22 protein-coding genes are annotated in these 25456 nt (G+C 73.2%); 12 read left to right on the top strand and 10 right to left on the bottom strand.

Annotated elements, in window-relative coordinates:
- Nucleotides 1–22: 22 nt before the first annotated feature.
- Nucleotides 23–763, top strand: coding sequence for a GntR family transcriptional regulator (locus EPD83_RS03795; RefSeq protein ID WP_128367897.1), 741 nt, complete (start codon nt 23–25; stop codon nt 761–763).
- Here the strand turns inward: EPD83_RS03795 and EPD83_RS03790 are convergent.
- Together EPD83_RS03790 and EPD83_RS03785 are read right to left on the bottom strand one after the other, a co-directional pair.
- Nucleotides 730–1359: a hypothetical protein gene (locus EPD83_RS03790; protein ID WP_205859396.1), complete on the bottom strand. Its 630-nt coding sequence runs from the start codon at nt 1357–1359 to the stop codon at nt 730–732. The genes EPD83_RS03795 and EPD83_RS03790 overlap by 34 nt on opposite strands.
- Before the next feature lie 85 nt (nt 1360–1444).
- Nucleotides 1445–3655 (bottom strand): cytochrome P450, encoded by a 2211-nt coding sequence (locus tag EPD83_RS03785; protein ID WP_165566219.1) that lies wholly within the window; start codon nt 3653–3655, stop codon nt 1445–1447.
- Nucleotides 3656–3759: 104 nt separating this feature from the next.
- On the opposite strand from EPD83_RS03785, the gene EPD83_RS03780 reads away from it, so the two are divergent.
- The 3 genes from EPD83_RS03780 (at nt 3760) to EPD83_RS03770 (ending at nt 6717) form a co-directional block, all read left to right on the top strand.
- A complete protein-coding gene (locus EPD83_RS03780) occupies nt 3760–4767 on the top strand; it encodes a LacI family DNA-binding transcriptional regulator (RefSeq protein WP_128368046.1) in 1008 nt (335 codons plus the stop codon).
- A 61-nt stretch (nt 4768–4828) separates the two neighbouring features.
- A complete protein-coding gene (locus tag EPD83_RS03775; protein WP_128368045.1) occupies nt 4829–5857 on the top strand; it encodes a Gfo/Idh/MocA family protein in 1029 nt (342 codons plus the stop codon).
- Nucleotides 5854–6717 (top strand): sugar phosphate isomerase/epimerase family protein, encoded by an 864-nt coding sequence (locus EPD83_RS03770; RefSeq protein ID WP_165566218.1) that lies wholly within the window; start codon nt 5854–5856, stop codon nt 6715–6717. The genes EPD83_RS03775 and EPD83_RS03770 overlap by 4 nt, the downstream gene beginning before the upstream one ends.
- Before the next feature lie 24 nt (nt 6718–6741).
- Here the strand turns inward: EPD83_RS03770 and EPD83_RS03765 are convergent, their stop codons facing one another.
- Entirely contained in the window at nt 6742–7500 is a 759-nt protein-coding gene (locus tag EPD83_RS03765; protein ID WP_128367078.1) for an AAA family ATPase, read from the bottom strand.
- A 101-nt stretch (nt 7501–7601) separates the two neighbouring features.
- Here EPD83_RS03765 and EPD83_RS03760 point away from each other — a divergent pair, with 101 nt between their 5' ends.
- From EPD83_RS03760 to EPD83_RS03740, 5 genes are all read left to right on the top strand, one after another.
- A complete protein-coding gene (locus EPD83_RS03760) occupies nt 7602–9056 on the top strand; it encodes a lysine--tRNA ligase (RefSeq protein ID WP_128367083.1) in 1455 nt (484 codons plus the stop codon).
- 3 nt (nt 9057–9059) lie between these two features.
- A complete protein-coding gene (locus tag EPD83_RS03755; RefSeq protein WP_128367079.1) occupies nt 9060–9263 on the top strand; it encodes a hypothetical protein in 204 nt (67 codons plus the stop codon).
- A 132-nt stretch (nt 9264–9395) separates the two neighbouring features.
- Nucleotides 9396–9722 carry a histone-like nucleoid-structuring protein Lsr2 gene (locus EPD83_RS03750; protein WP_128367080.1) on the top strand — a complete coding sequence of 109 codons (327 nt, stop codon included), beginning with the start codon at nt 9396–9398 and terminating at the stop codon, nt 9720–9722.
- A gap of 59 nt (nt 9723–9781) precedes the next feature.
- Nucleotides 9782–10354: a (2Fe-2S)-binding protein gene (locus EPD83_RS03745; protein ID WP_128367081.1), complete on the top strand. Its 573-nt coding sequence runs from the start codon at nt 9782–9784 to the stop codon at nt 10352–10354.
- A 251-nt stretch (nt 10355–10605) separates the two neighbouring features.
- Nucleotides 10606–11028 carry a hypothetical protein gene (locus tag EPD83_RS03740; RefSeq protein WP_128367082.1) on the top strand — a complete coding sequence of 141 codons (423 nt, stop codon included), beginning with the start codon at nt 10606–10608 and terminating at the stop codon, nt 11026–11028.
- 18 nt (nt 11029–11046) lie between these two features.
- On the opposite strand, the gene EPD83_RS03735 is transcribed toward EPD83_RS03740, so the two are convergent.
- From EPD83_RS03735 to EPD83_RS03705, 7 genes are read right to left on the bottom strand one after another with little or no spacing between them, the layout of a single operon-like run.
- Nucleotides 11047–12069 (bottom strand): formylglycine-generating enzyme family protein, encoded by a 1023-nt coding sequence (locus EPD83_RS03735; protein WP_268951189.1) that lies wholly within the window; start codon nt 12067–12069, stop codon nt 11047–11049.
- A 22-nt stretch (nt 12070–12091) separates the two neighbouring features.
- Nucleotides 12092–13564 (bottom strand): sulfatase family protein, encoded by a 1473-nt coding sequence (locus EPD83_RS03730; protein WP_128365469.1) that lies wholly within the window; start codon nt 13562–13564, stop codon nt 12092–12094.
- Entirely contained in the window at nt 13561–15144 is a 1584-nt protein-coding gene (locus EPD83_RS03725) for an arylsulfatase (protein ID WP_128365470.1), read from the bottom strand. The genes EPD83_RS03730 and EPD83_RS03725 overlap by 4 nt, the downstream gene beginning before the upstream one ends.
- The gene (locus tag EPD83_RS03720; RefSeq protein ID WP_128365471.1) at nt 15141–17255 is read right to left on the bottom strand and encodes a dipeptide ABC transporter ATP-binding protein; all 2115 of its coding nucleotides are present in this window, start codon (nt 17253–17255) and stop codon (nt 15141–15143) included. Before EPD83_RS03720 ends, EPD83_RS03725 begins: the two co-directional genes overlap by 4 nt.
- A complete protein-coding gene (locus EPD83_RS03715; RefSeq protein WP_128365472.1) occupies nt 17252–18133 on the bottom strand; it encodes an ABC transporter permease in 882 nt (293 codons plus the stop codon). The genes EPD83_RS03720 and EPD83_RS03715 overlap by 4 nt, the downstream gene beginning before the upstream one ends.
- A 5-nt stretch (nt 18134–18138) precedes the next feature.
- Nucleotides 18139–19083 (bottom strand): ABC transporter permease, encoded by a 945-nt coding sequence (locus EPD83_RS03710; protein ID WP_128365473.1) that lies wholly within the window; start codon nt 19081–19083, stop codon nt 18139–18141.
- A gap of 7 nt (nt 19084–19090) precedes the next feature.
- The gene (locus tag EPD83_RS03705; RefSeq protein ID WP_164896120.1) at nt 19091–20635 is read right to left on the bottom strand and encodes an ABC transporter substrate-binding protein; all 1545 of its coding nucleotides are present in this window, start codon (nt 20633–20635) and stop codon (nt 19091–19093) included.
- Nucleotides 20636–20965: 330 nt separating this feature from the next.
- Here EPD83_RS03705 and EPD83_RS03700 point away from each other — a divergent pair, with 330 nt between their 5' ends.
- Genes EPD83_RS03700 through EPD83_RS03690 form a run of 3 tightly spaced genes read left to right on the top strand, consistent with a single transcriptional unit; the run spans nt 20966 to nt 25455 of the window.
- Nucleotides 20966–22132, top strand: a complete 1167-nt coding sequence (locus EPD83_RS03700) for an ROK family transcriptional regulator (protein WP_128365475.1) — start codon at nt 20966–20968, stop codon at nt 22130–22132.
- 56 nt (nt 22133–22188) lie between these two features.
- Nucleotides 22189–23970 (top strand): sulfatase-like hydrolase/transferase, encoded by a 1782-nt coding sequence (locus EPD83_RS03695; RefSeq protein ID WP_128365476.1) that lies wholly within the window; start codon nt 22189–22191, stop codon nt 23968–23970.
- Nucleotides 23971–23997: 27 nt separating this feature from the next.
- The gene (locus EPD83_RS03690) at nt 23998–25455 is read left to right on the top strand and encodes a sulfatase-like hydrolase/transferase (RefSeq protein WP_128365477.1); all 1458 of its coding nucleotides are present in this window, start codon (nt 23998–24000) and stop codon (nt 25453–25455) included.
- Nucleotide 25456: the final 1 nt, after the last annotated feature.

Raw genomic sequence — 25456 nt, 5'->3', positions numbered from 1 at the left:
GCTCTGCCCTACAGTGCAGACCGTGGGTGCACACCTCGTGAGTGTCGAGATCGACCGCGAGTCGCCCGTGCCGCTCTACCACCAGGTCGCCGAGCAGCTGAGTGCCGCGGTCGCCGACGGCCGCCTCCAGCCCGGCGACCCGTTCGAGAACGAGGTGGCGCTGGCCCAGCGTCTCGGGCTGTCCCGGCCCACGGTCCGGCGGGCGATCCAGGAGATGGTCGACCAGGGCCTGCTCGTGCGGCGTCGGGGGCTGGGCACCCACGTCGCGAACCGCAAGGTCCACCGCCGGGCGGAGCTGACCAGCCTCTTCGACGACCTGCGCCGCGAGGGGCGTACCCCCGTGACCACCGTCGTCCGGCACGAGCTCGTCGCCGACGAGCGGGCGGCGTCGGCCCTGGACCTCGAGCCCGACACCCCTCTGCTTCTCGTCGTCCGGGTGCGTGGAGCCGACGGGCACCCGATCGCGGTCATGACGAACTGGCTGCCGCCGCAGCACGCGGACATCACCCGGGAGGAGCTGGAGGACACGGGGCTCTACGCCGTCCTCCGGGGCCGGGGGGTCCGGCCCGCGGTCGCCCGGCAGACCATCGGCGCGCGGATGCCCACCTCGGTCGAGCGCCGCCACCTCGGGCTGCGCGGGCAGCAGCCGGTGCTGACCATGACGCGGATGGCCTTCGACGCCTCGGGTCGAGCGGTCGAGTTCGGCGACCACTGCTACCGGGCCGAGGACTACTCCATCGACATCATGGTCGACGAGCGCTGATCCCCGGTCTCGCGGCGACGCGACCAGCGGACGATGAGGCCGGCCGTGCTCGCCCCGAGCGTGCCCAGGGTGAGGTCGCCGAGGGTGTCCTCGTAAGCGCTGCCCAGCTCGGTGCCGTGGCGGATGAAGGTGTACCACTCGCCGAGCTCCCAGCCGATGGCGAGGACCGCCCCCAGCCCGGCGACGAGGGCGACGACGGCCCACGGCGGCTCGACCCGTCGGGTGACGAGCAGGCCGATGCCCCCGAGGAGCAGGAGCCAGTTGACGTAGTGGTTGAGGTCGTCCCACCAGACGACGGTGTCGTAGAGGTCGAGGCTGTTGCCCGTGACGTCGACGAGGAACGGGGCCATGACGAGCGCGTAGGCGCCGTACGGCGGCCGGGCGGAGGCGTCGCGCCGGCGGACCACGCCCCACCAGATCGCCGGCGCGAGGAGCATCATCACCGGGTAGGCGACGAGCCGCGCCCCGAAGGCCTTGTCGGCGAACCGCTCGATCCCCGGCCACCACTGCGCGACGGCGAGCTGGGCCACGGTGAGGACGAGCAGGGCGGCCGGCACCCAGGCCGGGCATCGCCACCGGTCGTCCTCGCGCGTCACGTCCCGCATCATCCCGGTCGGTGCCTCCGGTGTCACCCCCTTCGCGCGTCCACCCCCGAGACGGTGCAGGCCGCGGACCGGCGCCTCAGAGATCGAGGACGAGCCGTGCGGTGCACGAGCGCGAGACGCAGATCATCATGCAGTCGCCGGCCTCCCGCTCGGTCTCCTCGAGCACGGAGTCGCGGTGGTCCGGCCGCCCCTCGAGGACCGTCGTCTCGCACGTGCCGCAGGTCCCCTCGTTGCACGACGACACGGTCGGGACGCCCGCCGCGGCCACGGCGTCGAGCACCGAGACCTCCGGACCGACCGTGACGGTGCGGCCGCTGGCGCGCAGCTCGACCTCGAAGGCGTCCCTGCGCACCGGCTCGGTGAGGGGCTTCGCGGCGAACCGCTCGACGTGCAGCGACCCGCGGGGCCAGGCGGCCGTCGCCGCCTCGACGGCGTCGAGCAGGGGGCCCGGCCCGCAGCAGTAGACGGACGTGTCGTCGCGCGGCTCGCCGAGGACTCCCGGCAGGTCGAGCAGCCCGACCTCGTCCTGCGGCGCCACCGTCACCCGCTCGCCGTACTGCTCGAGCTCGTCGAGGAAGGCCATCGACGCCCGGGTCCGCCCGCCGTAGGTGAGGTGCCAGTCCGCGCCGCGGGCCTGCGCCTCGCGGAGCATGGGCAGGATCGGGGTGATGCCGATGCCGCCGGCGACGAAGGCGTACCGGGGCGCGTCGACGAGCCGGAAGTGGTTGCGCGGGCCGACGACCCGCACGACGTCACCGGCCCGCAGCCCGGCGTGGACGTGCTCGGACGTGCCCCGGCTCGCGGGCTCGCGCAGCACGCCGAGCCGGTAGGTGGAGAGGTCGGCGGGGTCGCCGGAGAGCGAGTACTGCCGGGTGCGGACGCCGGGCAGGGCGAGGTCGACGTGCGCCCCCGGACGCCAGGACGGGAACGGCAGTCCGGAGGTCGGCCGCAGGGTGAGGGCGACGACGCCGTCGCTCACGGTCTCCTTGGCCTCGATGACGGCCTCGGTCATCGCCTCGCCGGTGAGGCGGGAGACGGCGGCGCCGGAGTCCCCACGCTCGCGCGGCGGGGTGAACGACACCGGCAGGTGCCACCAGACGTGCATGTTCGGCGTGCTGCGGTACCTCTCCGCGCCGTCGTCGACGGTGTAGCGCCCGAGCACGGGCAGCGCCTCCTCCAGCGCGATCTGGGTCTCCAGCAGGGCCAGCGGCCGGCCGAGGCAGCCGTGCATCCCCTCGCCGAAGCCGAGGTGGCGGATCCGGCCGCGCGTCACGAGGTAGCGGTCGGCGTCCTCGAACTCGCGCTCGTCCCGGTTGGCGGCGCCGTAGACGAGGACGACGCGACCCCCCGCCGGGATGGTCGTGCCGTGCAGCGTCACCTCGCGCGAGGTCGTCCGCCCGACGAGCTGGAGCGGGGTGTTCCAGCGCACCGCCTCGTCGACCGCGGCCGGGATGAGGGAGGGGTCGGCGAGCACGAGCTCGCGCTGGTCGGGGTTCTCGGCGAGGAGCTTGACGGTCGTCGCGATGAGCCCGGCCGTCGACTCCACGCCGCCGAGGAAGAGGACCATCATCAGTCCGAGGACCTCGGAGGCCGGGGTGATGTGCTCCTCCGAGAACGGCTCGCCGCCTACGTCGGCCTGCACGAGGTGGGTGAGCACGTCGTCGCGCGGGTTCGCCCGGCGGTCGTTGAGGAGGTCGACGAAGTAGTCGCGGATGCCCTCGGTCGCGGCGGTGGCGAGGGGCGTGAGGCGCTGGTCGCCCGGCCTGCGGTCCTTGAGCTGGTGGACCCAGGTGTCCAGCTGCGCCCGGGTCTCCGGGTCCTCGTGCCGCCCCGGCAGGCCGAGGACGGCGAAGAACACGTCGTTGGGGATCGGCCAGGCGAACTCCTGGGCCAGGTCGACGTGGCCGCGCTCGCGCCAGGCCGAGAGGTGCTCGCGGATGACCGCGCGGATCGCGTCCTCCCGGTCGGCGATGCGGCGGGGGAGGAAGAACGGCTGGATCACCTGCCGGACCTGGTCGTGCCGGGGGTTGTCCAGGTCGGGGAGGAAGCCCGGGCCGGACTGGTCCTTGGCCGTGTCGTCGATGTCGATGCCCTCGAAGGAGAGGAAGGTCTCGGGGTCGGTGGCGGCGGCGCGGACGTCGGCGAACCGGCTGAGCGCCCACCAGCCCCAGGTGTCGCTGTGGTACACCGGCGCCTCCTCCCGCATCCACGCGTAGACCGGGAAGGGGTCGGCCTTGAACTCGTCCGAGAACGGGTCGTACTCCAGCCGGTGGGCGGTGGTGGTCATCCGTGACCTCCTCAAGCAGCGGGACGCTCGTCTTAAAGCGCTTTAAGCGCTAGTGTGCACCGACGCCGAAACCCTGTCAACGGACCGCCCCGGAGGGAGCCCGCATGGCCCGCGCCCGCCTCGCCGACGTCGCGGCGCGGGCCGGGGTGTCCCCCGCGACGGCCTCGCTCGTCCTGCGCGAGCAGCCTGGCCCGAGCGAGTCGACCCGCGCTGCCGTGCACGAGGCCGCCGGCGCGCTCGGCTACCGGGCGGACCGCACCGCGAGCTCCCTGGCCCGCAAGCGCCCGCACCTGGTCGGCGTCGTCCTCGACGTGAGCCACCCGTTCCACGCGGCGCTCGTCGACGCGCTCGACGGCGCGGTCGCCGGCACCGGTCTCGACCTCGTCCTGTCGACGACGACCTCGCGCCGGTCCGAGGCGGACGCGGTCGACACCCTGCTGGACTCACGCTGCGCCGGGCTCGTGCTGCTCGGCACGACGATGTCGGCCCGGGCCCTGGACGCCCTCGCGGCGCACTGCCCCGTCGTGGCGCTCGGCCGGCCCGGTGCGGCCTCCGCCCGCGGGGTGTACGCCGACGACGCCCTCGGGCTGCGGCTGGCCGTCGACCATCTCGCGGACCTCGGGCACCGCCGGATCGCCTACGCCGACGGCGGGCGCGGCACGATCGCCACCGCCCGGCGGCGCGGCTACCGGAGGGCGATGGAGCGCCGCGGGCTGGCCGGGGACACGCTCGTCGTCCCCGCGGGGGACACCGAGGCCGCGGGTCTGGAGGCGGGGGCGCGGGTCGCGGCCCGGCCCGCCGCGGACCGGCCCACCGCGGTCGTCGCCTTCAACGACCGCTGCGCCCTCGGGGTGCGTGACGCGCTGCTGCGGGCCGGCGTCGACGTGCCGGGCGGGCTGTCCGTCGTCGGGTACGACGACAGTCCGCTGGCGCGCCTGGCGACCGTGCGCCTCACCTCGGTGAGCCAGGACCCCGGGCCGATGGCGGCGGCCGCCGTCCGCACCCTGGAGGCCCTCGTCGCCGGCCGCGCGGACGTGGCCGACGTCGTCGTCGAGCCCCGGCTGGTCCTGCGCTCCTCGACCGCCACACCCCCGGGAGCGGAGAAGGACTGAGGTGTTTCTGAGGTGACCCCGGGACGCCCGGACGGGGTGGGGGCACCTAGCGTCCGATGGCATGAGCCCTCCGGACGTCCACCCCCCGCTCCGGATCGGGGTGCTCGGCGCGGCCCGCATCACCGAGCTCGCCCTGCTCGCCCCGGCCCGGGTCACCGGGGCCCGGGTGCTCGCCGTCGCGGCCCGGGACCTCGAGCGGGCCCGGGCCTACGCCGACCGGCACGACATCCCCCGGGTGCACGCGACGTACGAGGACCTGCTCGCCGACCCGGAGCTCGAGGCGGTCTACGACCCGCTGGCCAACGGGCTGCACGGCACCTGGAACCTCCGGGCCGCCGAGGCCGGCAAGCACGTACTGGCCGAGAAGCCGTCGGCCGCGAACGCCGACGAGGCCCGGGCCGTGCGAGACGCGGTCCGCACCGCCGGCGTCGTCCTCATGGAGGCCTTCCACTACCCGTACCACCCGCTCTTCCGGCGGGCCGTCGACCTCGTGGCCACCGGGGCGGTCGGCGAGGTCCGGCACGTCGACTGCCGCCTGCTCATGCCCGACCCCGGCGCCGACGATCCGCGCTGGCGGGCGGACCTCGCCGGCGGGTCGACCATGGACCTCGGCTGCTACAGCCTCTCCGCGGTGCGCCTGCTGGGACCGCTGCTCGGGGGGCCGCCGCGCGTCGTCGGCGCGCGCGCCCGGGAGCGCACCCCGGGGGTCGACGCCGAGCTCATGGTCGACCTCGAGTACCCGTCCGGGGTGACCGCGCTGGCCGGCAGCCGGATGGACGCGCCGGCGCTGGACTTCCACCTCACCGTCGAGGGCAGCGAGGGGACCCTGCACCTGCCGAGCTTCCCCCTGCCGCACCTCGACGACTCGCTCGTGCTGCGCCGCCGCGACGGGACCGAGGTCGTCGAGCACCTCGGGACGCGCAGCAGCTACACCTACCAGCTCGAGGCCTTCACGGCGGCCGTGCGCGAGGACGCACCGGTGCTCACCGACGCCGACGACGCGGTCGTGGCCATGGAGCTCGTCGACGCCGCCTACCGCGCCGCGGGTCTGGAGCCGCGGCAGCCCACCCCGCTCGCGGAGCGCCGGTGAGCGGGGCCGAGCTGCTTGCCACCTGCTGGACCAGCGCCGGCGACGCCTCGCCCCTGGGCTCCCCCCGGAGCCCGCTCGACGTCGGGCAACGCGTCGACGCGGTCGCCGCCACCGGCTGGGCGGGCCTGGGTCTCGTGCTCGCCGACCTCGTCACCGCCCGCGACACCCTCGGGTTCGACGGCCTGGCCGAGCTGGTGGCGGCGACGGGAGTGCGCCACACCGAGGTCGAGCTGCTCGACCGCTGGTGGGTGACCGGCGCGGACCGGGCCGCCGTCGACGCCGAGCACGACCTGCTGTTCGAGGCGGGCGTCGCCCTCGGGGTACGGCACGTCAAGGCCGGGCCGCCGGTCGACACCGGGCCCGAGGAGTGGCGCGAGCTCGTCCCGTCGCTGCGCGCGCTCGCCCGGCGGGCCGCCGGGCACGGGCTGCGGGTGGCCCTGGAACCGCTGCCCTTCTCGACGGTGACGACCATGCCGCTCGGGGCGGAGCTCGTCGCGGAGGTCGGCGAACCGAACCTCGGCCTCGTCGTCGACGCCTGGCACGTCTTCCGGGCCGGGACCTCGCTGGAGGAGCTGGCCGCCGCCCTCGTCCCCGGCTCGGTGTTCGCCGTGGAGCTCGACGACGCCGCCCCCGAGGTCGTCGGGACCCTCCTCGAGGACACCGTCGACCGGCGCCGCTACCCCGGCGAGGGCTGCTTCGACCTCGACGGTCTCGTCCGGGTCCTCGCGGCGACCGGGTTCGACGGGCCGTGGGGCGTCGAGATCCTCTCGGCCGAGCACCGCTCCCGTCCGCTCCTCGACGGGTTGCAGGACGCCCGCGACACCGCCGCCGCCCTCCTGTCCTGCGCGCTGCCCGGCTGACTCGGAAGCCCCGGCCGACGCATCTCAGTCGAGGTCGTCGACGACGTGCCGCAGGTACCGGCGCGGGTCCTGGAGGAAGAGCCGGTGGTGCTCGACGACCTCGAGCTCCGCCCAGCTCGTGGGCCGGATGCCGTGCTCGCCGAGCTCGAGCACGAGCGCCCCGGGGATGGCGGCGACGACCGGCGAGTGGGTGGCGACGACGACCTGGGTGCGTGGCCGGCGGGACATGGCGGTCAGCTCGGCGACGAGGTGGAGCTGGGCGCCGAAGGACAGGCCGGCCTCGGGCTCGTCCAGGACGAACAGGCCCTCGCCGGCGAACCGACGCGTCCCGAGCAGCGCGGTGAAGGACTCCCCGTGCGAGAGCTCGTGGAAGTCCGGGTCGTTGCCGCCGGACGCCGTGGTCGCCAGGTAGGTGAAGAGGCCGTGCATGGTCTCGGCCCGCACGAAGTAGCCCCAGCGCGGGGCGCCGCCGTCGCGGACGACCCGGATCCACTCGTGCAGCGGTGACTCGGCCGCGTACGTCGAGTACCGCGCGCCGGTGGAACCGCCCTCGGCGTTCATGCCCGCCGCCATGGCCAGCGCCTCGACGAGCGTCGACTTTCCGGACCCGTTCTCGCCGACGAGGACCGTGCAGGCGGCGAGGTCCAGGCCCTCGTCGAGCAGCTGCCGGATGGCGGGCAGGGTGCTCGGCCAGGCGCCCGGGTCCGGGGCGTCGACGAACGGGTTCCGCTCGACCCGGCGCGCGGCGAGGCCGTCGGTCCAGCGGTGGGGCGTGCGCGCCATGTCCGGACCGTAGCGGCACCCCCCGACGACGGCTCGTAGGCTTGTCCTCCGTGACCGACGCCCCGCCCCCCGCCGCCCCCGAGGCCGACCTGCCCGAGCAGATGCGGATCCGCCGGGACAAGCGCGACCGCATCCTCGCCGGAGGCGGGCAGGCCTACCCGGTGCAGGTCCCCCGCACCCACTCCCTCGCCGAGGTCCGGGCCGCCTACGACGGCCGGCTCGCGGACGGCGAGGAGACCGACGACGTCGTCGACGTCGCCGGCCGGGTGGTCTTCGTCCGCAACACCGGCAGGCTCGCCTTCGCCACCCTCCAGGAGGGGGTAGGCACCCGCCTCCAGGTGATGCTCAGCCTGGCCGAGGTCGGCGAGGACGGGCTCGCCGCGTGGAAGGCCGACGTCGACCTCGGCGACCACGTGTGGGTGCAGGGCCGGGTGGTCTCCAGCCGCCGCGGCGAGCTGTCGGTCATGGCCCGCAGCTGGGGGATGGCGGCCAAGGCGCTGCGGCCCCTGCCGGTGCTGCACAAGGAGCTCTCCGAGGAGGCGCGGGTCCGCCAGCGCTACGCCGACCTCGTCGTGCGCCAGGAGGCCCGCGACATGGTCCGCACCAAGGCCACGGCGCTGCGCGCCATCCGCGCCGTCCTCGACGGGCAGGGCTACCTCGAGGTCGAGACCCCCGCGCTCCAGCTGGTCCACGGCGGCGCCGCGGCCCGTCCGTTCCGCACCCACATCAACGCCTTCGACCAGGAGATGGTGCTGCGGATCGCGCTGGAGCTCAACCTCAAGAAGGCCGTTGTCGGCGGGGTCGACCGGGTCTACGAGATGGGCCGGATCTTCCGCAACGAGGGCGTGGACTCCACGCACTCCCCCGAGTTCACGATGCTCGAGGCCTACCAGGCATGGGGGGACCAGCGCAGCATCGGGGCCCTGATGCGCGACCTCTACCTCGGCGTCGCCGACGCGCTCGGTTCCCGGACGGTGCAGACCCCGGCCGGCACCGTCGACCTCGACGGCGAGTGGCGGTGGCTGCCGGTGTACGACGCCGTGAGCGAGGCCGTCGGGGAGACCGTGACCATCGACACCCCGCGCGAGCGGCTGCTCGAGCTGGCCGAACGGCACGGGGTCGCCGTCGACCCGGCGCTCGAGAAGGACAAGGTCTTCCTGGAGATCCTCGGCGAGGTCGTCGAGCCCGCGCTGCTCCAGCCCACGTTCCTGTGCGACTACCCGGCGATCGCGCAGCCCCTGGCCCGCCCGCACCGCGAGCAGCCGGGGCTCATCGAGGCCTGGGACCTCATCATCGGCGGCGTCGAGCGGGGCACCGGCTTCTCCGAGCTCGTCGACCCCGTGGTCCAGCGGCACGTCCTGGAGGCGCAGTCGCTGCGGGCGGCGGGCGGGGACCCCGAGGCGATGCAGGTGGACGAGGACTTCCTGCGGGCCCTGGAGTACGGCGCGCCGCCGATGGGTGGCCTGGGTCTCGGGGTCGACCGGCTCGTCATGTTCTTCACCGGCGCGAGCATCCGCGAGACCATCCTCTTCCCGCACCTGAAGCCCGAGGCCTGAGCCGTGGACGCGGTGTGGCCCTACGTCGCCGCCCTCGTCCCGACGGTGGTGGTCGCGGCCTTCTTCTACGCGCTCATGAAGCGGATCCTCGAGGGGGACCGGCGCGAGCGACAGGCCCAGCGCCGCTTCGAGAAGGAGCAGGACGCCCGCCGAAAGGCCGCGGACAATGACGCCGGGGAGCCGCCCGAAGGACCTGTCCGGTCATAGGTGACCTTTCCGCCGGAGAGATTCCGCCGACTCTCCCTTTACTCCGGCTTTACCCTGGCTATACTCTCGTGATACGCCAGCGGATGCAGCTTCCGAGGGCCCCCCGAAAGATCGACCTCTGAAGGACAGAACATGGCCAAAAAGGTGCAGGTCCTGCTCGTGGACGACGTGGACAAGGAGTCGCCCGCCGACGAGACCGTGACGTTCGCGCTGGACGGAGTGAGCTACGAGATCGACCTCACGACCGACAACGCCACCCAGCTGCGTGACTCGCTGGCGGTGTGGATCGGCCACGCCGAGCGCACCGGCGGCCGCCGGAGCACCGCCCGGCCGGCCGGCCGGGGCCGTCGTGACGTGAGCGCGATCCGTGACTGGGCGCGCAGCAACGGGTACGACATCAGCGACCGTGGACGCATCTCCACGGAGGTCCAGGAGGCCTACGAGAAGGCCACCTCCTGACCACCGACCACCTGTCGAGCACGGCGGCGGCATCCGACCCGGGTGCCGCCGCCGCTCGCATGTCGCAGGGGCACCCGTGGCTCCGTTTCGACATCGGTGTCGGGGCCCTGCCCCACCGGCTCGCCGACGACCCGCGGCCCTGGCAGCAGACCGTCTCCGACCTGCACGGACGCTGGTACGACGGTGTGGCACCCCCGGCCGTCGCCGACGTCTTCGTCCTCCAGTGGCTCCTGCAGGTCCCGGCGCACACCGCGGCCACCGCCGCGGCCGCCGGCCCCTGGCGGGTGGAGGGCCTGGACGACCTCACCTTCACGCGGACCGGGACCGGGGTGCCGGCGATCGTGCGGCTCACCACCGTGGTGCCCGGCGACGGCGACCTGGGCACCCGGCTGGAACGGGCCGAGGCGGACTACCGCGCCCTCGCGGCCCCCCTCGCGGCCGGATATGCGGCCCGGGTGCCGCTCGGCCGACGCACCCGCGGCGCCCTCGTCGACGACATGTGGGCCGAGGCGGACCGGCAGGCCCGGGGCGCCGCGCCCCCGACGTCGCGTCGGTCCTGCTGCCTCATCTACGCCCTGCCCGGATGTCACGAGTGCGCGGGCTGTCCCCGAGTCGCGGGCAATTCCCGGTGAAAGACCGGGCGGCCGGTGAACAACGGCTTTCCGGCGCGCCCCATCCGTCCATTTGTGATACCCATCGCTTCTCTACGGACCGAGCGTTCTGTTTCTGCAGGAGGGCCCTCTCGACGAGCGGATCGCCGGATCTCGTGCTATGTGCCGCTGTCGACACAATGCGCGCCCCCACCGTGGGCCGGCACTCCAGGGTCCCGCCCGGTACGGCGGGACCCTGGTCCTCGGCGGCCCGGCTGTGCCATCCTCCGCGGATGAAGGTGCTGCTGCGGGTCGTCGTCGTCGTGCTCCTGGCCGCCGCGGTGGGCTTCGGCCTCTCGGCCCTGTCCGACCCCTCGGGCGGTGCCGACATCGGGGCCGGCGTCCTCGCCTTCGCCCTCGTCGTCCTCGTCTCGTTCGTGTGGTCCCTCCTCGACGGGCGACGCGCCGGGCTCGGGCGGGTCCTCCTGCGCTGGCTCCTCGTCGCCGTCCTCGTCGGGGCGTTCCTCGCCGCCTTCCCGCAGATCGGCAGCGACACCTCCTTCGACCTGCAGGTCTACCTCGGGGACCTGCCGGAGTCCGGGCCGTTCGGCGCGGCGCTGGTGTTCGTGCCCGCCCTGGTCGGGGCGCTCATCGGCCGTCTCATCGGCGGTCGTCGAGCGCGCACCGAGCCGGTCGCGGCCCCGGCCGACGCCTGAGGCCGGGCCCCGGCCGGGTCAGGCGGCGCGGAGCACGCAGCGGAAGCCGAGGTGCGTCGTCGCGCTGTCCTCGGACTGCGGCGAGCGCGCCGGGGGCCGGTAGCGCAGGCAGTACTCCGGGGCGCAGAGGTGGGAGCCGCCCTTGAGCACCCGTCGCGGGTGCCGCTCCCCCGGCGCGACCGACCGCTCGGTCAGCGCCTGGAGGTCGGGCGCCGCGACCATCGTCGAGCGGTCCGGCGCGCAGCACGACGACACCGCGGCGGCCTCCGCCACGGGCGCGGGCCCGCCACCGTCGCCGCGGGCCAGCTCGTCCGCGGCGTCGCGGTCGGCCCCGGTGAGGAAGAGGGTCCGGGTCCACTCCCAGACGTTCCCGACCAGGTCGTGCAGGCCGTAGCCGTTCGCGGGGAACGCCCCGACCGGCGACGTCCCGCGCCAGCCGTCGGCGCCGTCGTTGCGGTAGGGGAAGCGGCCCTGCCAGGTGTTGGCCATGAGCCGGCCGCCCGGCGTCCGCTCCTCACCCCACGCGTACGTGCTCGTCCCCCCGCCGCCGCGGGCGGCGTACTCGTGCTCGGCCTCGGTGGGCAGGTCCCGCCCGGCCCAGCGCGCGTAGGCGAGGGCGTCGTCGTAGGCGACGAGGACGACCGGGTGCTCCTCGATGCCGTCGGTGCTCGACCCCGGCCCCTGCGGGGTGCGCCAGCAGGCGCCCGGCTGCCACCGCCACCACAGGTCCCAGCGGTCCAGCGGCACCGGGCCCGGGGTCGGGGTGAAGACGAGACCGCCCGGGACGAGCAGGGCCGGGTCGGCACCGGGGAAGTCGGCCGGGTCCGGCGCCTGCTCGGCCACCGTGACGTGGCCGGTGTCGGCGACGAAGGCCGCGAACTGGGCGTTGGTCACCGGGTGCCGCTCGACGGCGAACGCGTCCACCCGGACCTCCCGGACCGGCCCCTCCTCGGGATAGAAGTCCGTCGAGCCCATGCGGAAGGACCCGGCGGGCACGTCGACCAGCCCGGTGAGGCCACCGCGAGCCTCCGGGCCGGTCACCAGTCCTCCAGGGCGTGCCCGGTCACGCGTCGACCGTGAGCCCGGTCGGCACCGGTTGGCTCGGGTGCGGCGCGTCGCCGAAGGACTCCTGCGCCTTCCACATCGCGACCTTCAGCTCCTCCCGGACCTCGCGGTACGCGGGGTCGTCGTAGACGTTGTTCACCTCGTCCGGATCCTGCTCCATGTCGTACAGCTCCCACTCCGGCGGATACTGCCGGTTCGTCGTGCCCGGCAGGCCGAGACCGTCGTTGTAGAAGTAGATGAGCTTGTACCGCTCGGTGCGCCAACCGTAGTGCGCGGGCGCATGGTGGTCGTAGTCGTCGTTCTCCCAGTAGCGGTAGTACAGCCCGTCCGCCTGCGGCGCCGTCGGCTCGCCCACGAGGTCGCCGAAGAAACTGCGCCCCTGCATCCGCGGGTGGTGCGCGACGCCGGCGGCGTCCAGGAAGGTCTGGGCCATGTCGACGTTGCTCGCCGTGCCCTCGTAGACCGTCCCGGCCGGGATCCGGCGCGGGTAGGAGACGACGAACGGCATCTTCAGCGACTCCTCGTACATGAAGCGTTTGTCGTACCAGCCGTGGTCGCCGAGGAAGAACCCCTGGTCCGAGCTGTAGGCGACGAGGGTGTCATCGAACAGGTCCCGCTCCTTCAGCCAGTCCAGGACGCGGCCGACGTTCACGTCGACCGAGTGCACGCAGCGCAGGTAGTCCTCCATGTACCGCTGGTACTTCCAGAGCGAGAGCTCCTCGTAGGTGAGGCCCTCGGGCGGCAGCGTCTTGAGGTCGCGCAGGTGCATGCCCTCGGCCAGCCGCATGGCCGCCCGACGGGCCGACGCGGTGCGCGTCGAGTAGTCGTCGAAGAAGGTGCGCGGCACAGCGATGGGGTCGGTGTACAGGTCCAGGTGCGCCGGATCGGGCTGCCAGGGGCGGTGCGGCGCCTTGTGCCAGATGAGGATGGCCCACGGCCGGTCCTCGTCGTCGGCGACCTGCGCGTCCATCCACTGCAGCGACAGGTCGGTGATGACGTTCGTCGCGTAGCCCTCCTCCGTCCGCTCGCCGTCGGCGGAGCGGAACCGCGGGTCGTGGTACTCGCCCTGGCCGAGGACGACGTCCCAGTAGTCGAAGTCCTGCGGGTCGTGCGAGACGCCGTCTGTCTCGCCGTCGCCCATGTGCCACTTGCCGACGATGGCAGTGCGGTAGCCCTCCTCGCGCAGCCGGCTGATGAACGTCGGCTGGCTGGCGTCGATGTGCGTCTTGAGCCCGTACACGCCGTTGACGTGGCTGTAGGTGCCGGTGAGGATGCTCGCCCGGCTCGGGGTGCACAGCGAGTTCGTCGCGTAGCAGTGCTCGAGCCGCGCCCCTGACTCGGCGATCTCGTCGATGCGGGGGGTCGTGTTGACGACCGAGCCGTAGGCGCCGATGGCGTGTGCCGCGTGGTCGTCGGTGAGGAGGAAGACCATGTTCGGCCGGCGGGTGGGGGTCTCGGGCTGGGTGCTCATCGGGTCGCTTCCTCGTGCTCGCGAACGGTCGGTCGGTGTCGGTGCAGGTCGGTCTCGGGGTCCCACGGGGACTGGTGGACCGGCCACGGCAGGACGCCCGCGCCGTCGGCCCACTCCTGCCACGCGGCGGCGAGGGCCTCGACCCGCTCGGGGTGTTCGGCGGCCAGGTCGTCGAGCTCGGACCGGTCGGTGGCGAGGTCGTACAGCTCCCAGGGCTGCTCGGCCTCGCGGACGAGCTTCCAGTCACCCTCGCGCACGGCGCAGTTGCCGATGTGCTCCCAGAACAGGGTGTGGTCGGCCCCGGCCGTGCCGCCCCGGAGGGTGTCGAGCATGCTCACGCCCCGGCCCCCGGCGCTCGGCAGCCCGCCCGCCTCGAGGAGGGTCGGGAGCACGTCGGTCAGCTGGAAGGGCCGGTGGACGACCGAGCCGTCGGCCAGGCCGCCAGCGGGCCAGTGGACGACGAACGGGGAGGCGATGCCGCCCTCGTGGGTCCAGCGCTTGTAGAGGCGGAACGGGCTGTTGGACAGGTTGGCCCAGGCCGGGCCGTACGCGGTCCAGGTGTCGGGCCCGCCCGGAGGGATGTCGTGGGTGTTGCCGATCCGGATCGAGCGCCCGTCGGGGAGCTCGGTCCGGTTGCGGAAGCGGAACTTCGCGGCCTCGCCGGGGGTCTCGGCGCATCCGCCGTTGTCGGCGAGGAAGACGACGATCGTGTCGTCGAGCTCGCCGCGGGCCTCGATCGTGTCCAGGACCCGGCCGATGCCGCGGTCCATCGCGGTGACCATCGCGGCGTAGGCCGCCATCCGGCTGGCCTCCCACGTGGTCTCCTCGACCTCGTCCCAGGCCGGCTGGCTCGGGTCGCGCTCGGAGAGCCGGGCCTCGTCGCCAACCAGGCCCTCGGCCTGCAGGCGCTCGAGCCGCTCGGCCCGCAGCCGGTCCCAGCCCCGCTCGTAGACGCCGGCGTACCGCTCCATGTCCTCGGGGTGGGCGTGCAGCGGCCAGTGCGGGGCGGTGAACGCGAGGTAGAGGAAGAACGGGTCGTCCTCCCCGCGCCCGGCGACCCAGTCGCTCGCGTGCTCGCTGACCGCGTCGGTGAAGTAGTAGCCGTCGGTCGGCGACTCCAGCTTCTCCTCGCCCCGACGCAGGTCGAGGGGGTGGAAGTAGTGGTCGGCGCCCATGAGGATGCCGTAGAACTCGTCGAACCCGCGACGGGTCGGCCAGGCGTCGTTCGGGCTCGAGATGTCGTTGGCCAGGTGCCACTTCCCGGACAGGCAGGTCGAGTAGCCCGCCGCCTTGAAGTGCTCGGCCATCGTGGCGAAGTCGCGGCTCATCGTCCCCGGGTAGCCGGTCGGGGCGTCGTTCTCGGTGAGGATACCGATGCCGGTCTCGTGCGGGTCGCGACCGGTGAGGAGGCTGGCCCGGGACGGGCTGCAGCGGGCCGTGTTGTAGAAGGAGCCGAGCCGGACGCCGGCGCGCCCGAGCCGGTCCAGGTTCGGGGTCTCGATCTCACCGCCGTAGCAGCCGAGGTCGGAGTAGCCGAGGTCGTCGGCCAGGACGACGACGACGTTGGGGCGGGTGCTCATGCGGAGACTCCTTCGGCGAGTTCGCCGGGGAAGTGGCAGGCCGCGGACTGGCCGGCCGGGGTGAGGGTCAGCGCGGGTCGTTCGGTCTCGCAGACCTCCCGGTCCTTCTGGAAAAGTGGCCCGATCGGGCAGCGGGTCCGGAACGGGCACCCGCTCGGGGGGTTCGCCGGGCTCGGCATGTCGCCGGTGAGGACGATCCGCTCTCGGGTGCGCTCGTCCACCGTCGGCTCGGGCGTGGAGGACAGCAAGGACACCGTGTAGGGATGCTGCGGGTTGCCGTAGACCTCCGCGGCCGGACCGGTCTCGACGATCCGGCCGAGATACATCACGGCCACCCGGTCCGACAGGTGCCGGACCACGGACAGGTCGTGGGCGATGAACAGGTAGCCGAGGTCCAGCTCCTCGCGCAGCTCCTCCAGGAGGTTGATGATCTGCGCCTGGATCGACACGTCCAGCGCGGACACCGGCTCGTCGCAGATGAGCAGCTTCGGCTCCTTGGCCAGGGCCCGGGCGATGCCGACCCGCTGGCGTTGGCCGCCGGAGAACTCGTGCGGGTACCGGCCGAGGTGGCCGTCGTTCAGCCCGACGGTGTCCATGAGCTCGCTCGCCCTCGACCGGGCCTCGGCGCCGCTGACCCGCGCCATCTCCAGCGCCTCGCCGATCGACTGGCCGATCGTGCGCCGCGGGTTGAGCGAGGCGAACGGGTCCTGGAAGACGTACTGGATCGTCTCGGCGACGTGCCGGCGGTCCTCGGCGCCCATCGCCGTCACGTCGCTGCCGTCGACGGTGATCGTCCCGGCCGCGGCCTCGTTGATCCCGACGATGGTCCGCGACAGGGTCGACTTGCCGCAGCCGGACTCACCGACCAGCCCGAGCGTCTCGCCCGAACGCACCTCGAGCGAGACCCCGTCGACCGCGTAGACCGGCGTGATCTTCCCGAGGAGGGAGCGCTTCCGGCTGACGTTGGTCCGCAGGTCCTCCACGACGAGGACCGGCGCGGTGTCGGTGTCGGTGTCGGCCCGGGCGGAGCGGGTGCGGCTCGTCGTCGTGCGCTCGCCGGACAGCTCGCCGCCGTCTGCGCTCACGAAGCAGGCGGCCCGCTGGCCGGGCGCCAGCTCCTCCAGCGGGGGGACCGACTCGCGGCAGCGGTCCTGTGCCACGGGGCACCGGGGGGCGAAGCTGCAGCCGGGCGGCAGGTCGGCCGGGTTCGGCGGCGCGCCGGGAATCGCGGTCAGCCGGTCGCCGTGCTCGTCGGCCCGCGGGACCGCCCGCAACAGCGCCTTGGTGTACGGGTGGCGCTGCTCGGTGAAGACCTGCTGCACCGGACCGGTCTCGACGACCCGTCCGCCGTACATGACGACGAGGTCGTCGCACAGCTCGGCGACGACGCCCATGTCGTGCGTGATCATGACGATGGCGACGCCGAGCTCGTCGCGCAGGTCGACGAGCAGCTCGAGGATCTGGGCCTGGATCGTCACGTCGAGCGCGGTCGTGGGCTCGTCGGCGATGAGCAGCTTCGGCTTGTTGGCCAGGGCGATGGCGATGACGACGCGCTGACGCATCCCGCCGGAGAACTCGTGCGGGTACTGGTCGACTGTGCGCTCGACGTCCGGGATGCCGACCTGCCGGAGCAGCTCGACGGCTCGCTGGCGCGCCTGCTGCTTGGGCGTGCCGTGGACGCGCAACGCCTCGGAGATCTGGTCGCCGACGGTCATCACCGGGTTGAGGGCGGCCTGCGGGTCCTGGAAGACCATCGCGACCTCCTCCCCACGGATGCCGCGCATCTCCTTCTCGGGCAGGGCGAGCACGTCGCGACCGCCGAGGGTGACGCGTCCGCCGTCGACCCGGCCGGGCTCGCGGAGCATCCGCATGACGGCCCGGGCCGTGACGGACTTGCCGGAGCCGGACTCGCCGACGATGCCGAGGATGCGTCCCTCCCCGAGGCGGAAGGAGACCCCGTTGACCGCCTTGACGACGCCGCGTGGCGTCGGGAAGGAGACCTGGAGGTCCTCGACCTCGAGCAGGCTGGACGTCGAGGTGGGCTCGCCGCCCGCCGGCGTTCCGGAAGTGCTGGGCGTGGTGGGCACGGTGGTGTCCGGTGCTGCGGTCATCGCCGGTTCACCCTCTCGTTCAGGGAGTCGGACAGCATGCTCAGCGAGAGCGCGAGCAGCAGGAGGACGAGCATCGGGCCGATCGGGTAGAAGCCCATCTCGCGGACGTGCCGCATGCCGTTGTTGAGCAGCGAGCCGAGCGAGGGCTGGGGCGGCTGCACGCCGAGCCCGAGCAGCCCCAGGCCGGACTCGATGAAGACGGCGTTCACGGCGAAGATCGCCGCGTGGACGATGAGCGGGTCCGCGGTGTTCGGGACGATGTGCCGGGTGAGGATCCGCCGGCGGCTGACCCCGAGGGTACGGGCCGCGATGACGTACTCACGACCCTGCTGCTCCAGCGCCCCGGACCGGGCCAGACGGCCGAATCCGGGAAGACCGAGGATGGTGATCGCGACGACGGTCGAGGTGAAGTTCGCCCCGAGGACGACGACGACGCAGAGCGCGAGGATGAAGCTGGGGAAGCCGATGATGATGTCGAAGAAGCGCTGCATGAGCGTCCCGAACCGCGGCCAGACGGCGCCGGACAGCCCAAGCAGGCTGCCGATGATCCCGGAGACCGGCACCGCCAGGAGCACGAGGAGCAGGTCGGTGCGTAGCCCGTACACGCTGCGGACGAGGAGGTCGCGACCGAGCTCGTCGGTGCCGAAGAGGTGCGCTCCGGAGGGACCGGCGAAGGAGTCGCTGCTCTGCACGTCGTACCCGCCGGCGAAGATCACCGGGGCCAGCAGGGCGAGCGCGACGAGGACGAGAAGGACGGCGGTGGCCACCATGCCCCGCGGGGTGCGGAAGGCCGCACCGTAGCGGGCCAGGGAGGCCGGCACGGCGAACCGCCGGCGGGCGGGTGCGGCGACAGCGGCGTCGATGTCGGAGGTGGACATGTGGATCAGCCCAATCGGATGCGGGGGTCGAGGGCGGCCAGGGCGATCTCGGACGCGAGCTGCGCGAGGATCGCGATGACGACCGCGAGGAGGATGAGGACCTGGAGGAGGAGGTAGTCGCGGCTCTGCACGGCGTTCACCGCGAGCGAGCCGAGCCCGTTGCGCGCGAAGACCTGCTCGATGATGAGTGCGCCCGCCAGCAGGTCGCCGATCCGAAGACCGATGACGACGGCGGCGGTGCCGAGGCTGTTGCGGGCGACGTGCCGGACGGTGATCCGTCGCGGGGAGACACCCTTGGAGATCGCGAGGTCGACGTAGTCCTCACCACGGTTGGTGAGCATCGAGGTCTGCACGAGGCGGGCGACGACCGCGGCGCCGGGGAGAGCGAGCGCCAGCGCCGGCAGGAGCAGGTACTGCAGCCCGAAGTTCGGGTTCTGCAGGACCGACATCTCACCGCTCACGGGGAGGACCCGGGTGTAGATCCCGAAGACGAGGATGAGGATCAGCCCGACGAGGTAAGCCGGCACCGCGAGGAAGAAGGTGTTCCACGAGTCGACGAACGCCCGGGCCCAGGGGGTGAGCCGCGAGCCGCCGAGGACGCCGAAGAACATCCCCACCGCGACCATGAGCAGGGTGGCGGCGATGGTGAGCTCGAGGGTGCTGTCCATCCGGCCGAGGATGAGGTCGCCGACCGGCCGGTTGAGGATGTAGGACGTCCCGAGGTCACCGTGGAGCAGGCTCCCCACCCACTTCAGGTACTGCTGCCACAGGGGCAGGTCCAGCCCCATCTCGGACCGCAGGGCGGCGATGGTCTCGGGCGAGGCGTCCCCCTCGACCAGCGCCACGGCGGGGTCACCGGGCGCCAGTCGGGGGAGGGCGAAGGCGATCATCGAGGCGACGACGGTCACGCCGAGGACCGACGGCAGTTTGCGGATCAGGAAGCGCAGCATCGGATCGTCACTTCGTGATCACGGCGTTCTCGAAGTGCATCGGGCCGCCGCGCTCGGCCGTGACGCCGCTGATGTTCTTCTTCGCCACGACCTGGATCGGCGCCTGTACGAGGGGGAAGGCCACGGCCTCCTGCTGGAGGTACTCGGCCAGCGCGACGAGCGCCTGCTCGGAGGCCGCGTCGTCGGTGGCGCTCGTCAGCGCATCCCGCTTGGCCACGTACTCGTCGTTCCACAGGCCCTCGGGGTTGCCCTTGCGCAGCTGCGGCAGCGAGTCGATGAGGGTGACCGGGGCGAGGCCGACCTGGCCGTTGAGGTGCATGTAGGCCGGGCCGAGGTCGCCCTTGGCGAGTCCGGCACCGAACCCGCCGTTGTCGAGCTGGTTGGCGCTGGCCTTGATACCGATGGCGGCGAGGTTGTTCTGGACGATCTCGAACTGCGCCTTGAGCGCCGGGTTGCCACCGAAGGCCACGGGGATGCTGGCGCCGGAGACGCCGGACTCCTGCATGAGCTGCTTCGCCTTCTTGGGGTCGTACGTGTAGTGGTGCACGAGGTCGTCGGTCATGCCCGGGGCCTTCGGGTCCCAGAAGACGTTGGACGTGGTGCCGGTGCCGCCGAAGACCTGGTCGTTGATCCGGTCGTAGTCGATGGCGTAGCCGACCGCCTGGCGCACCTTCTTGTTCTGGAACGGCTTCTTCGACATGTTCACGTTGAAGGAGTACACGGTGCCGCCGGCCTCGAGGGAGGTCCACTGCGGGTCGGCGGTCATCGACTTCACATCGGCGGCGGTCAGGCCCCAGGCCATCTGGGCGCGGCCGCTGCGCAGGGCCGACAGCTCGGCGGTCGCGTCCTCGGTGACGACGTAGTCGATCTCGTCGAGGTTGACGTCGCCGCCCCAGTAGTCGCCGTTCTTCTTCAGGGTGTAGCCGGCGCCCGGCTTCCAGTCGGTGAACGAGAAGGGCCCCGTGCCGTTGATCGTCGTGCCGTCGTCGGTGGCGGTGAAGGTCTTGTGGTCCTGCATCGGCATGACCTCGAACCAGTCGAAGAGGGCGTCGCCGGGAGGGCTGTCGAAGGTGATGACGACCTGGGTGTCGCTGGCCTTCTCGACCTTGCTGGGCACCAGGTACTTCATGTTCGAGCCCTCGGTCTGGTTCTCGACCTTGTCGATCGTGAAGACGACGTCCTCGGCGGTGAACGGGTCGCCGTTCTGGAACGTCACGTCGTCGCGCAGGTCGACGGTGACGGTCCTGCCGTCCTCGGACACCTCCCACTTCGTCGCGAGAGCGGGCTGAGGCTGCCCGTCGGCGTCCTTGCGGATCAGCGAGTCGAAGACGCTCCCGACCCACGGGTCGTTGCGCGCGAGGTGGGACAGCATGTTCGCCGGCTGGGCGTCGAGCGCGACGGCGAAGGTGACCGTGCCGCCCTCGGTCGCGCTGCCGCCGCCGCTCTCGGCGTCGACCGCGGAGGAGCAGGCCGCGAGGGCACCCGCTGCGCACAGGGCCACCCCCGGGACCAGGACGCGGTGGGCGAAGGGGTGGTGGCGGTGTCCACGCATCGGATCGGCTCTCTTCCTTGAGACGAGGACCCCCGGGGGGTGGGGGTTGATAACTCCAGTTGGAAAATTAATCGGTCGAAGGGCTCGTGTCAACCCCGGAGCCGTGAGGATCTCGGGCGTCGTCACAGAGCCCACCACCATCGAGGCCGATCGTCGGCTCCGCCGTCTCGACGCTCGACGCCCTGTGTTCTCGGGGAAACAACGGGGAACCGGTGCGGACGCACGCCGGGTCGAGAGGCGGGACGGGCGGCACCGGCAATTACTTCCGAATCAGGGAAAATTGCGATAGGTTCGTCCCCGACCGCCGTACCCGACCGGGAGCCGATGACGATGAGCCTCGTCCTGCAGAGCGCGCCGCAACGCTCCCCGCACGAGCGCAGCCTCCTCACCATCCTGCGCGACGGCGGCCCGACCTCCCGCACCGGACTGTCCGAGATCACCGGTCTGTCCCCGACGACGATCAGCAAGGTCGTGGCGGGTCTCGTCGCCGAGGGGCTGGTCACCGAGAGCGTCGTCGGCGTCAAGGGGGTCGGGCGCCCCGCGGTCACCCTCACCCCGGTCGACTCGGCCGTCACCGTCCTCGGCGTGCAGATCGGCGCGGGCACGGTCACCGTCGGCATCGGGGACGCCGGGTACGCGGTCCGGCACACCGAGTCCTTCACGTTCGACGTCGGCGCCCCGGCCGACGCCGTCTGCGACCTCGCCGCCCGCGCCCTCGAGAAGCTCGTGGCCGCTCACGACGGCGCCCCCGTCATCGGGATCGGGGTCGGGCTGCCCGGCCCGGTCGACCGCGACCGCCGGCGGCTGAAGATCTCGGTCCGGCTCGGCTGGCGCGACGTCCCGATCGCCGACGAGCTCGAGCGGCGGCTCGGCCTGCCCGTGGTCGCCGACCACAACGTCCGCACCATGGCGCTGGCGGAGGCCCGCCACGGGCACAAGGACGTCGGCGACGTCGCCTATCTCTACGTGCGCACCGGTGTCGGCCTCGGGATCGCGGTGCGGGGCCAGGCGTTCTACGGCGGGTCCGGCGGTGAGAGCTACCTCGGGCACACCCGGGTCGTCGAGGACGGCGAGCTCTGCAGCTGCGGCTCGCGCGGCTGCCTCGACACCGTCGTGTCCGAGCCGGCGGTCCGGGAGGCGCTGGGCCGGCTGGGCGACACCGGTGCCGCGCCGGGACGCGAGGAGGTGCTGGCCCGGCTGCACGACCTCGCCCGCTCCGGCAGCCGCGACGCCGTCGCCTACGAGGACACCTACGTCAACGTCCTCGCCGGCGCGCTGTCCGGGGTCGTCAACCTCTTCACTCCCGACCTCGTCCTCCTCGGCGGCATCCTCGCCACGGCGCCGCCCCAGATCGTCACCTCACTTCGCGAACGGACGCGGGACCGCATCTTCCCGCTGCTGCGCGACGATCTGCGCGTCGAGCAGGCCGACCCGGGCGACGCCGCCCTCGTGCGAGCGGCCACGGCGACCGCACTGGAGACGCTGCACTTCGCCTGAGCCCGACCCTCGTCCACCGCCTGCGCCACGCGTGCGGGCCGACTCCGGAGCCGCCCGTGCCCGACGCCCCCGACCGTCCGAACATCGTCTGGCTCGTCAGCGAGGACTGCTCGCCCCACGGCCGAGAGCTCGGGGACGGGCTGGCCCGGACCCCGACCATCGACCGGCTCGCCCACGAGGGCGTCGTCTTCGAGAACATGTTCACCACCTACCCGGTCTGCGCTCCCGCTCGGTTCGCGATCCTCACCGGGGCGCCGGCGCAGAGCCACGGGTCCCACCAGATGCGCTCCGTCCCGCACCTGGACCGGTCGCTGCGGACCTACCCCGAAGTGATGCGCGCCGCCGGCTACTTCTGCACGAACAACCCGAAGACCGACTACAACTGCGACGTCGACCCGGCCGTGATCTGGGACGGCGACGGAACGTCCGGGGACTGGCGCGACCGCCCGGACGACCGGCCGTTCCTCGCGGTCTTCAACGCCAACGCCACTCACGAGTCGACGCTGTGGCGCACCGAGATCGGTCCGGTGGACCCGAGCGCGGTCCGCGTCCCGCCCTACCTGCCGGACACCCCGGAGGTCCGGGGCGACATCGCCCGGTACTACACGGCGGTCGAGCAGACCGACGCCCGGTTCGCCGAGATCATGGGGGCGCTCTCGGCGGACGGCCTCGCCGACGACACCGTCGTCCTCTACTCCTCCGACCACGGCGGCTGTGCACCCTGGACCAAGCGGTACTGCCACGACCAGGGACTGCGGGTGCCGCTCGTGATGTGGGCGCCTCCGCGCTGGCAGCACCTGCTCCCCGCCGAGCCCGGGACGCGGCTCACCGAACCCGTGACCCACCTCGACGTGACCCCGACGATCGTCACGCTCGGCGGGGCGCCGGCGCCGGCGACGATGCGCGGTCGCGCCCTCGTCGGCCGATCCCGTACGGCCCACCAGTACGCCTTCGGGGCCCGCGACCGGATGGACGAGCGCTACGACCTCGTCCGCACCGTCCGGGACGAGCGCTACCGCCTGCTGCGCAACTACCTGCCGCACCGTCCGTCCGGGCAGCACCAGGCGTTCGCCTGGCAGGCCGCGGGGTACCGCTCCTGGGAGACCGAGCTGCGCGCCGGTCGGCTCGACCCGGTCCAGCGCCGGTTCTTCGAGCCCCGACCGGGCGTCGAGCTCTACGACTGCGTCGAGGACCCCGACCACCTCGTCGACCTGGCCGGCGATCCCGAGCACGCCGAGCGCGTCGCGACGATGCAGGCCGCCCTCGACGAGTGGGTGCTCGACTGCCGTGACCGCGGGTTCGTCCCCGAGGGGTCACCCCTGGCCGACGGGGCGCTCGGCGCGGACGTCTACCCGCTGGCCGAGGTCCTCGCCCTGGCCACCGCCTGCTCGGACCAGGACCCGGCCCACCTGTCACGGTTCGTCGCGGCACTGGAGGACGACCGGGAGGTGGTCCGGTTCTGGGCCGCCCAGGGGATGCTCGCCCTCGGCGTCGACGCCGCGCCGGCGCTCGGGGTGCTCGGGCGGACCGTCCTGGACGACCCGTCGCCGCACGTCCGCGTCCCGGCCGCCGAGCTGCTGGCCCGGATCGGGAACCCCGACGTCGCCGTGGCGGTCCTCGGGGAGCTCGCGGCGCCCGGGGAGCACCCGCGGGTCCGGCTGCAGGCGGTCAACGCGCTCACCTACGTCGGAGAGGTCGCCATGGCCGCGCTCGACGTCGTCGACCTCGCTGCGACCCAGACCGAGGACCGGTACCTGCGCAACGCCGGCCGCTACCTCGCGGCGGTGCTGCGCGGCACCTACACCCCGGAGACCGCCGTCTTCGACCGCGCCTCCTGAGCACCCCACCTCCTCCGAAGGAGTCCGATGACCGACGAGCCCCCTCTCGTGCTGTGGATCCTCGCGGACGAGCTCCGCGCCGACGCGCTGTCCTGCTACGGCACGCCGCACCCCGCGATCGAGACGCCGAACATCGACCGGCTGGCCCGCGAGGGCGTGCTGTTCGAGAGCTCGTCCTGCGCCTCGCCGGTGTGCACCCCGTCGCGGGCGGCCCAGCTGACCGGCCTGGAGCCGCACGTCAGCGGCGTCTACGGCAACGAGGCGTCGTCGGCGGGGTACCCCGAGACGGCGTTCACGGGGCCGGGACGGGAGCCGGTGACCTTCCCCGAGGTGCTCGCCGAGCACGGGTGGTCGACGCGCAGCTTCGGCAAGGAGCACCTGCCGGCCGGGCTCGACCCGTGGCAGCACCACGACCCCGAGGGCGGGAACATGAAACACCTGCTCGCGGCGGCCGACGACGTGGACCCGGTCCGCAGCCCGGAGCTGGGGTTCGTCGTCGGCGGGGTGTTCCCCGCGGGCCGCGACTACCCGCCCGCCGGCGTCACCGACCGGACCGTCGCCGCCCTGCGGGCCGCCGAGGGTCCGACGCTCGTGCGCGCCTCCTACCTCCAGCCGCACACGCCGGTGCTCCCGCCCGCCGAGCTCGCCGACCGCTACGCGGACCTCGACATCGGGCTGCCCGGCGACGACGAGCCCTCGCAGAACGCGTTCGAGGCGCGGTTCGCCGCGGTGAACGGCGGGCCCGAGGTGCCGCACGAGGTCCGCGCGCTGGCCCGCCGGCACTACTTCGCCCTCGTCGCCTGGCTCGACGGCGAGGTCGGCCGGCTGCTGGACGCGCTCGACGACGCGGGCCTCGCCGAGCGGGCCGTCGTCGTGCTCACCGCCGACCACGGCGCGTACCTCGGCGAGCAGGGAGCGTGGGGGAAGCACACCTTCGCGCCGCAGAGCCATCGCGTGCCGCTCCTCGTCCGCGACCCGGGGCGGCTCCCCGGCGGGACCCGGCGCACCGACCTGGCCGCCGGCCACGACCTGGCCCGCACCGTCCTCGGTCGCTGTGGCGTCGCGGCACCCGCCTCGATGCGCGGGCGCGACCTGTTCGCCGACCCGGCGCCCGAGCACGTCGTCTCCACGATCGGGTACGGCGCCGCGGCCAGCCGCGCCTTCCCGAACCGGGCCGAGGGCACGTACACCGACGGGTCGGGGTGGCCGCGGCGCACCTGCGTACGCACCGACCGGTACCGGCTCGACCTCACGACGGTCCTGGACGGACGGCGGCCCGAGCCGCAGGACGAGGACGTCTTCCTCGCCGACACCGTGCTGGACCCCCACGAGCTCGTCGACATCTCCGGTCGCCCCGAGTACGCCGCGGTGCTGGAGTCGCTACGGGCGATCGCCCGGTCCTGCGCCGGCGACCTGCCGGGCGAGGACACGCTGGCCGGGCACCGATCCGCGCCCGATGCCGCCCCGGCGGTCGGTGGCGGCTGAG

The organism is Phycicoccus flavus, from assembly GCF_004025965.2.
GTDB lineage: Bacteria > Actinomycetota > Actinomycetes > Actinomycetales > Dermatophilaceae > Phycicoccus > Phycicoccus flavus.
The sequence above is the reverse complement of the archived record's forward strand: the minus strand, read 5'-3'. Positions and strand labels throughout refer to the sequence as shown.

What these genes read in the sequence shown, in the direction of transcription:
- EPD83_RS03785 (WP_165566219.1), bottom strand. Translation starts at nt 3,655, where the DNA reads ATGACCACCACCGCCCACCGGCTGGAGTACGACCCGTTCTCGGACGAG.
- EPD83_RS03780 (WP_128368046.1), top strand. Translation starts at nt 3,760, where the DNA reads ATGGCCCGCGCCCGCCTCGCCGACGTCGCGGCGCGGGCCGGGGTGTCC.
- EPD83_RS03775 (WP_128368045.1), top strand. Translation starts at nt 4,829, where the DNA reads ATGAGCCCTCCGGACGTCCACCCCCCGCTCCGGATCGGGGTGCTCGGC.
- EPD83_RS03765 (WP_128367078.1), bottom strand. Translation starts at nt 7,500, where the DNA reads ATGGCGCGCACGCCCCACCGCTGGACCGACGGCCTCGCCGCGCGCCGG.
- EPD83_RS03760 (WP_128367083.1), top strand. Translation starts at nt 7,602, where the DNA reads ATGCGGATCCGCCGGGACAAGCGCGACCGCATCCTCGCCGGAGGCGGG.
- EPD83_RS03750 (WP_128367080.1), top strand. Translation starts at nt 9,396, where the DNA reads ATGGCCAAAAAGGTGCAGGTCCTGCTCGTGGACGACGTGGACAAGGAG.
- EPD83_RS03745 (WP_128367081.1), top strand. Translation starts at nt 9,782, where the DNA reads ATGTCGCAGGGGCACCCGTGGCTCCGTTTCGACATCGGTGTCGGGGCC.
- EPD83_RS03740 (WP_128367082.1), top strand. Translation starts at nt 10,606, where the DNA reads ATGAAGGTGCTGCTGCGGGTCGTCGTCGTCGTGCTCCTGGCCGCCGCG.
- EPD83_RS03730 (WP_128365469.1), bottom strand. Translation starts at nt 13,564, where the DNA reads ATGAGCACCCAGCCCGAGACCCCCACCCGCCGGCCGAACATGGTCTTC.
- EPD83_RS03725 (WP_128365470.1), bottom strand. Translation starts at nt 15,144, where the DNA reads ATGAGCACCCGCCCCAACGTCGTCGTCGTCCTGGCCGACGACCTCGGC.
- EPD83_RS03720 (WP_128365471.1), bottom strand. Translation starts at nt 17,255, where the DNA reads ATGACCGCAGCACCGGACACCACCGTGCCCACCACGCCCAGCACTTCC.
- EPD83_RS03715 (WP_128365472.1), bottom strand. Translation starts at nt 18,133, where the DNA reads ATGTCCACCTCCGACATCGACGCCGCTGTCGCCGCACCCGCCCGCCGG.
- EPD83_RS03710 (WP_128365473.1), bottom strand. Translation starts at nt 19,083, where the DNA reads ATGCTGCGCTTCCTGATCCGCAAACTGCCGTCGGTCCTCGGCGTGACC.
- EPD83_RS03705 (WP_164896120.1), bottom strand. Translation starts at nt 20,635, where the DNA reads ATGCGTGGACACCGCCACCACCCCTTCGCCCACCGCGTCCTGGTCCCG.
- EPD83_RS03700 (WP_128365475.1), top strand. Translation starts at nt 20,966, where the DNA reads ATGAGCCTCGTCCTGCAGAGCGCGCCGCAACGCTCCCCGCACGAGCGC.
- EPD83_RS03690 (WP_128365477.1), top strand. Translation starts at nt 23,998, where the DNA reads ATGACCGACGAGCCCCCTCTCGTGCTGTGGATCCTCGCGGACGAGCTC.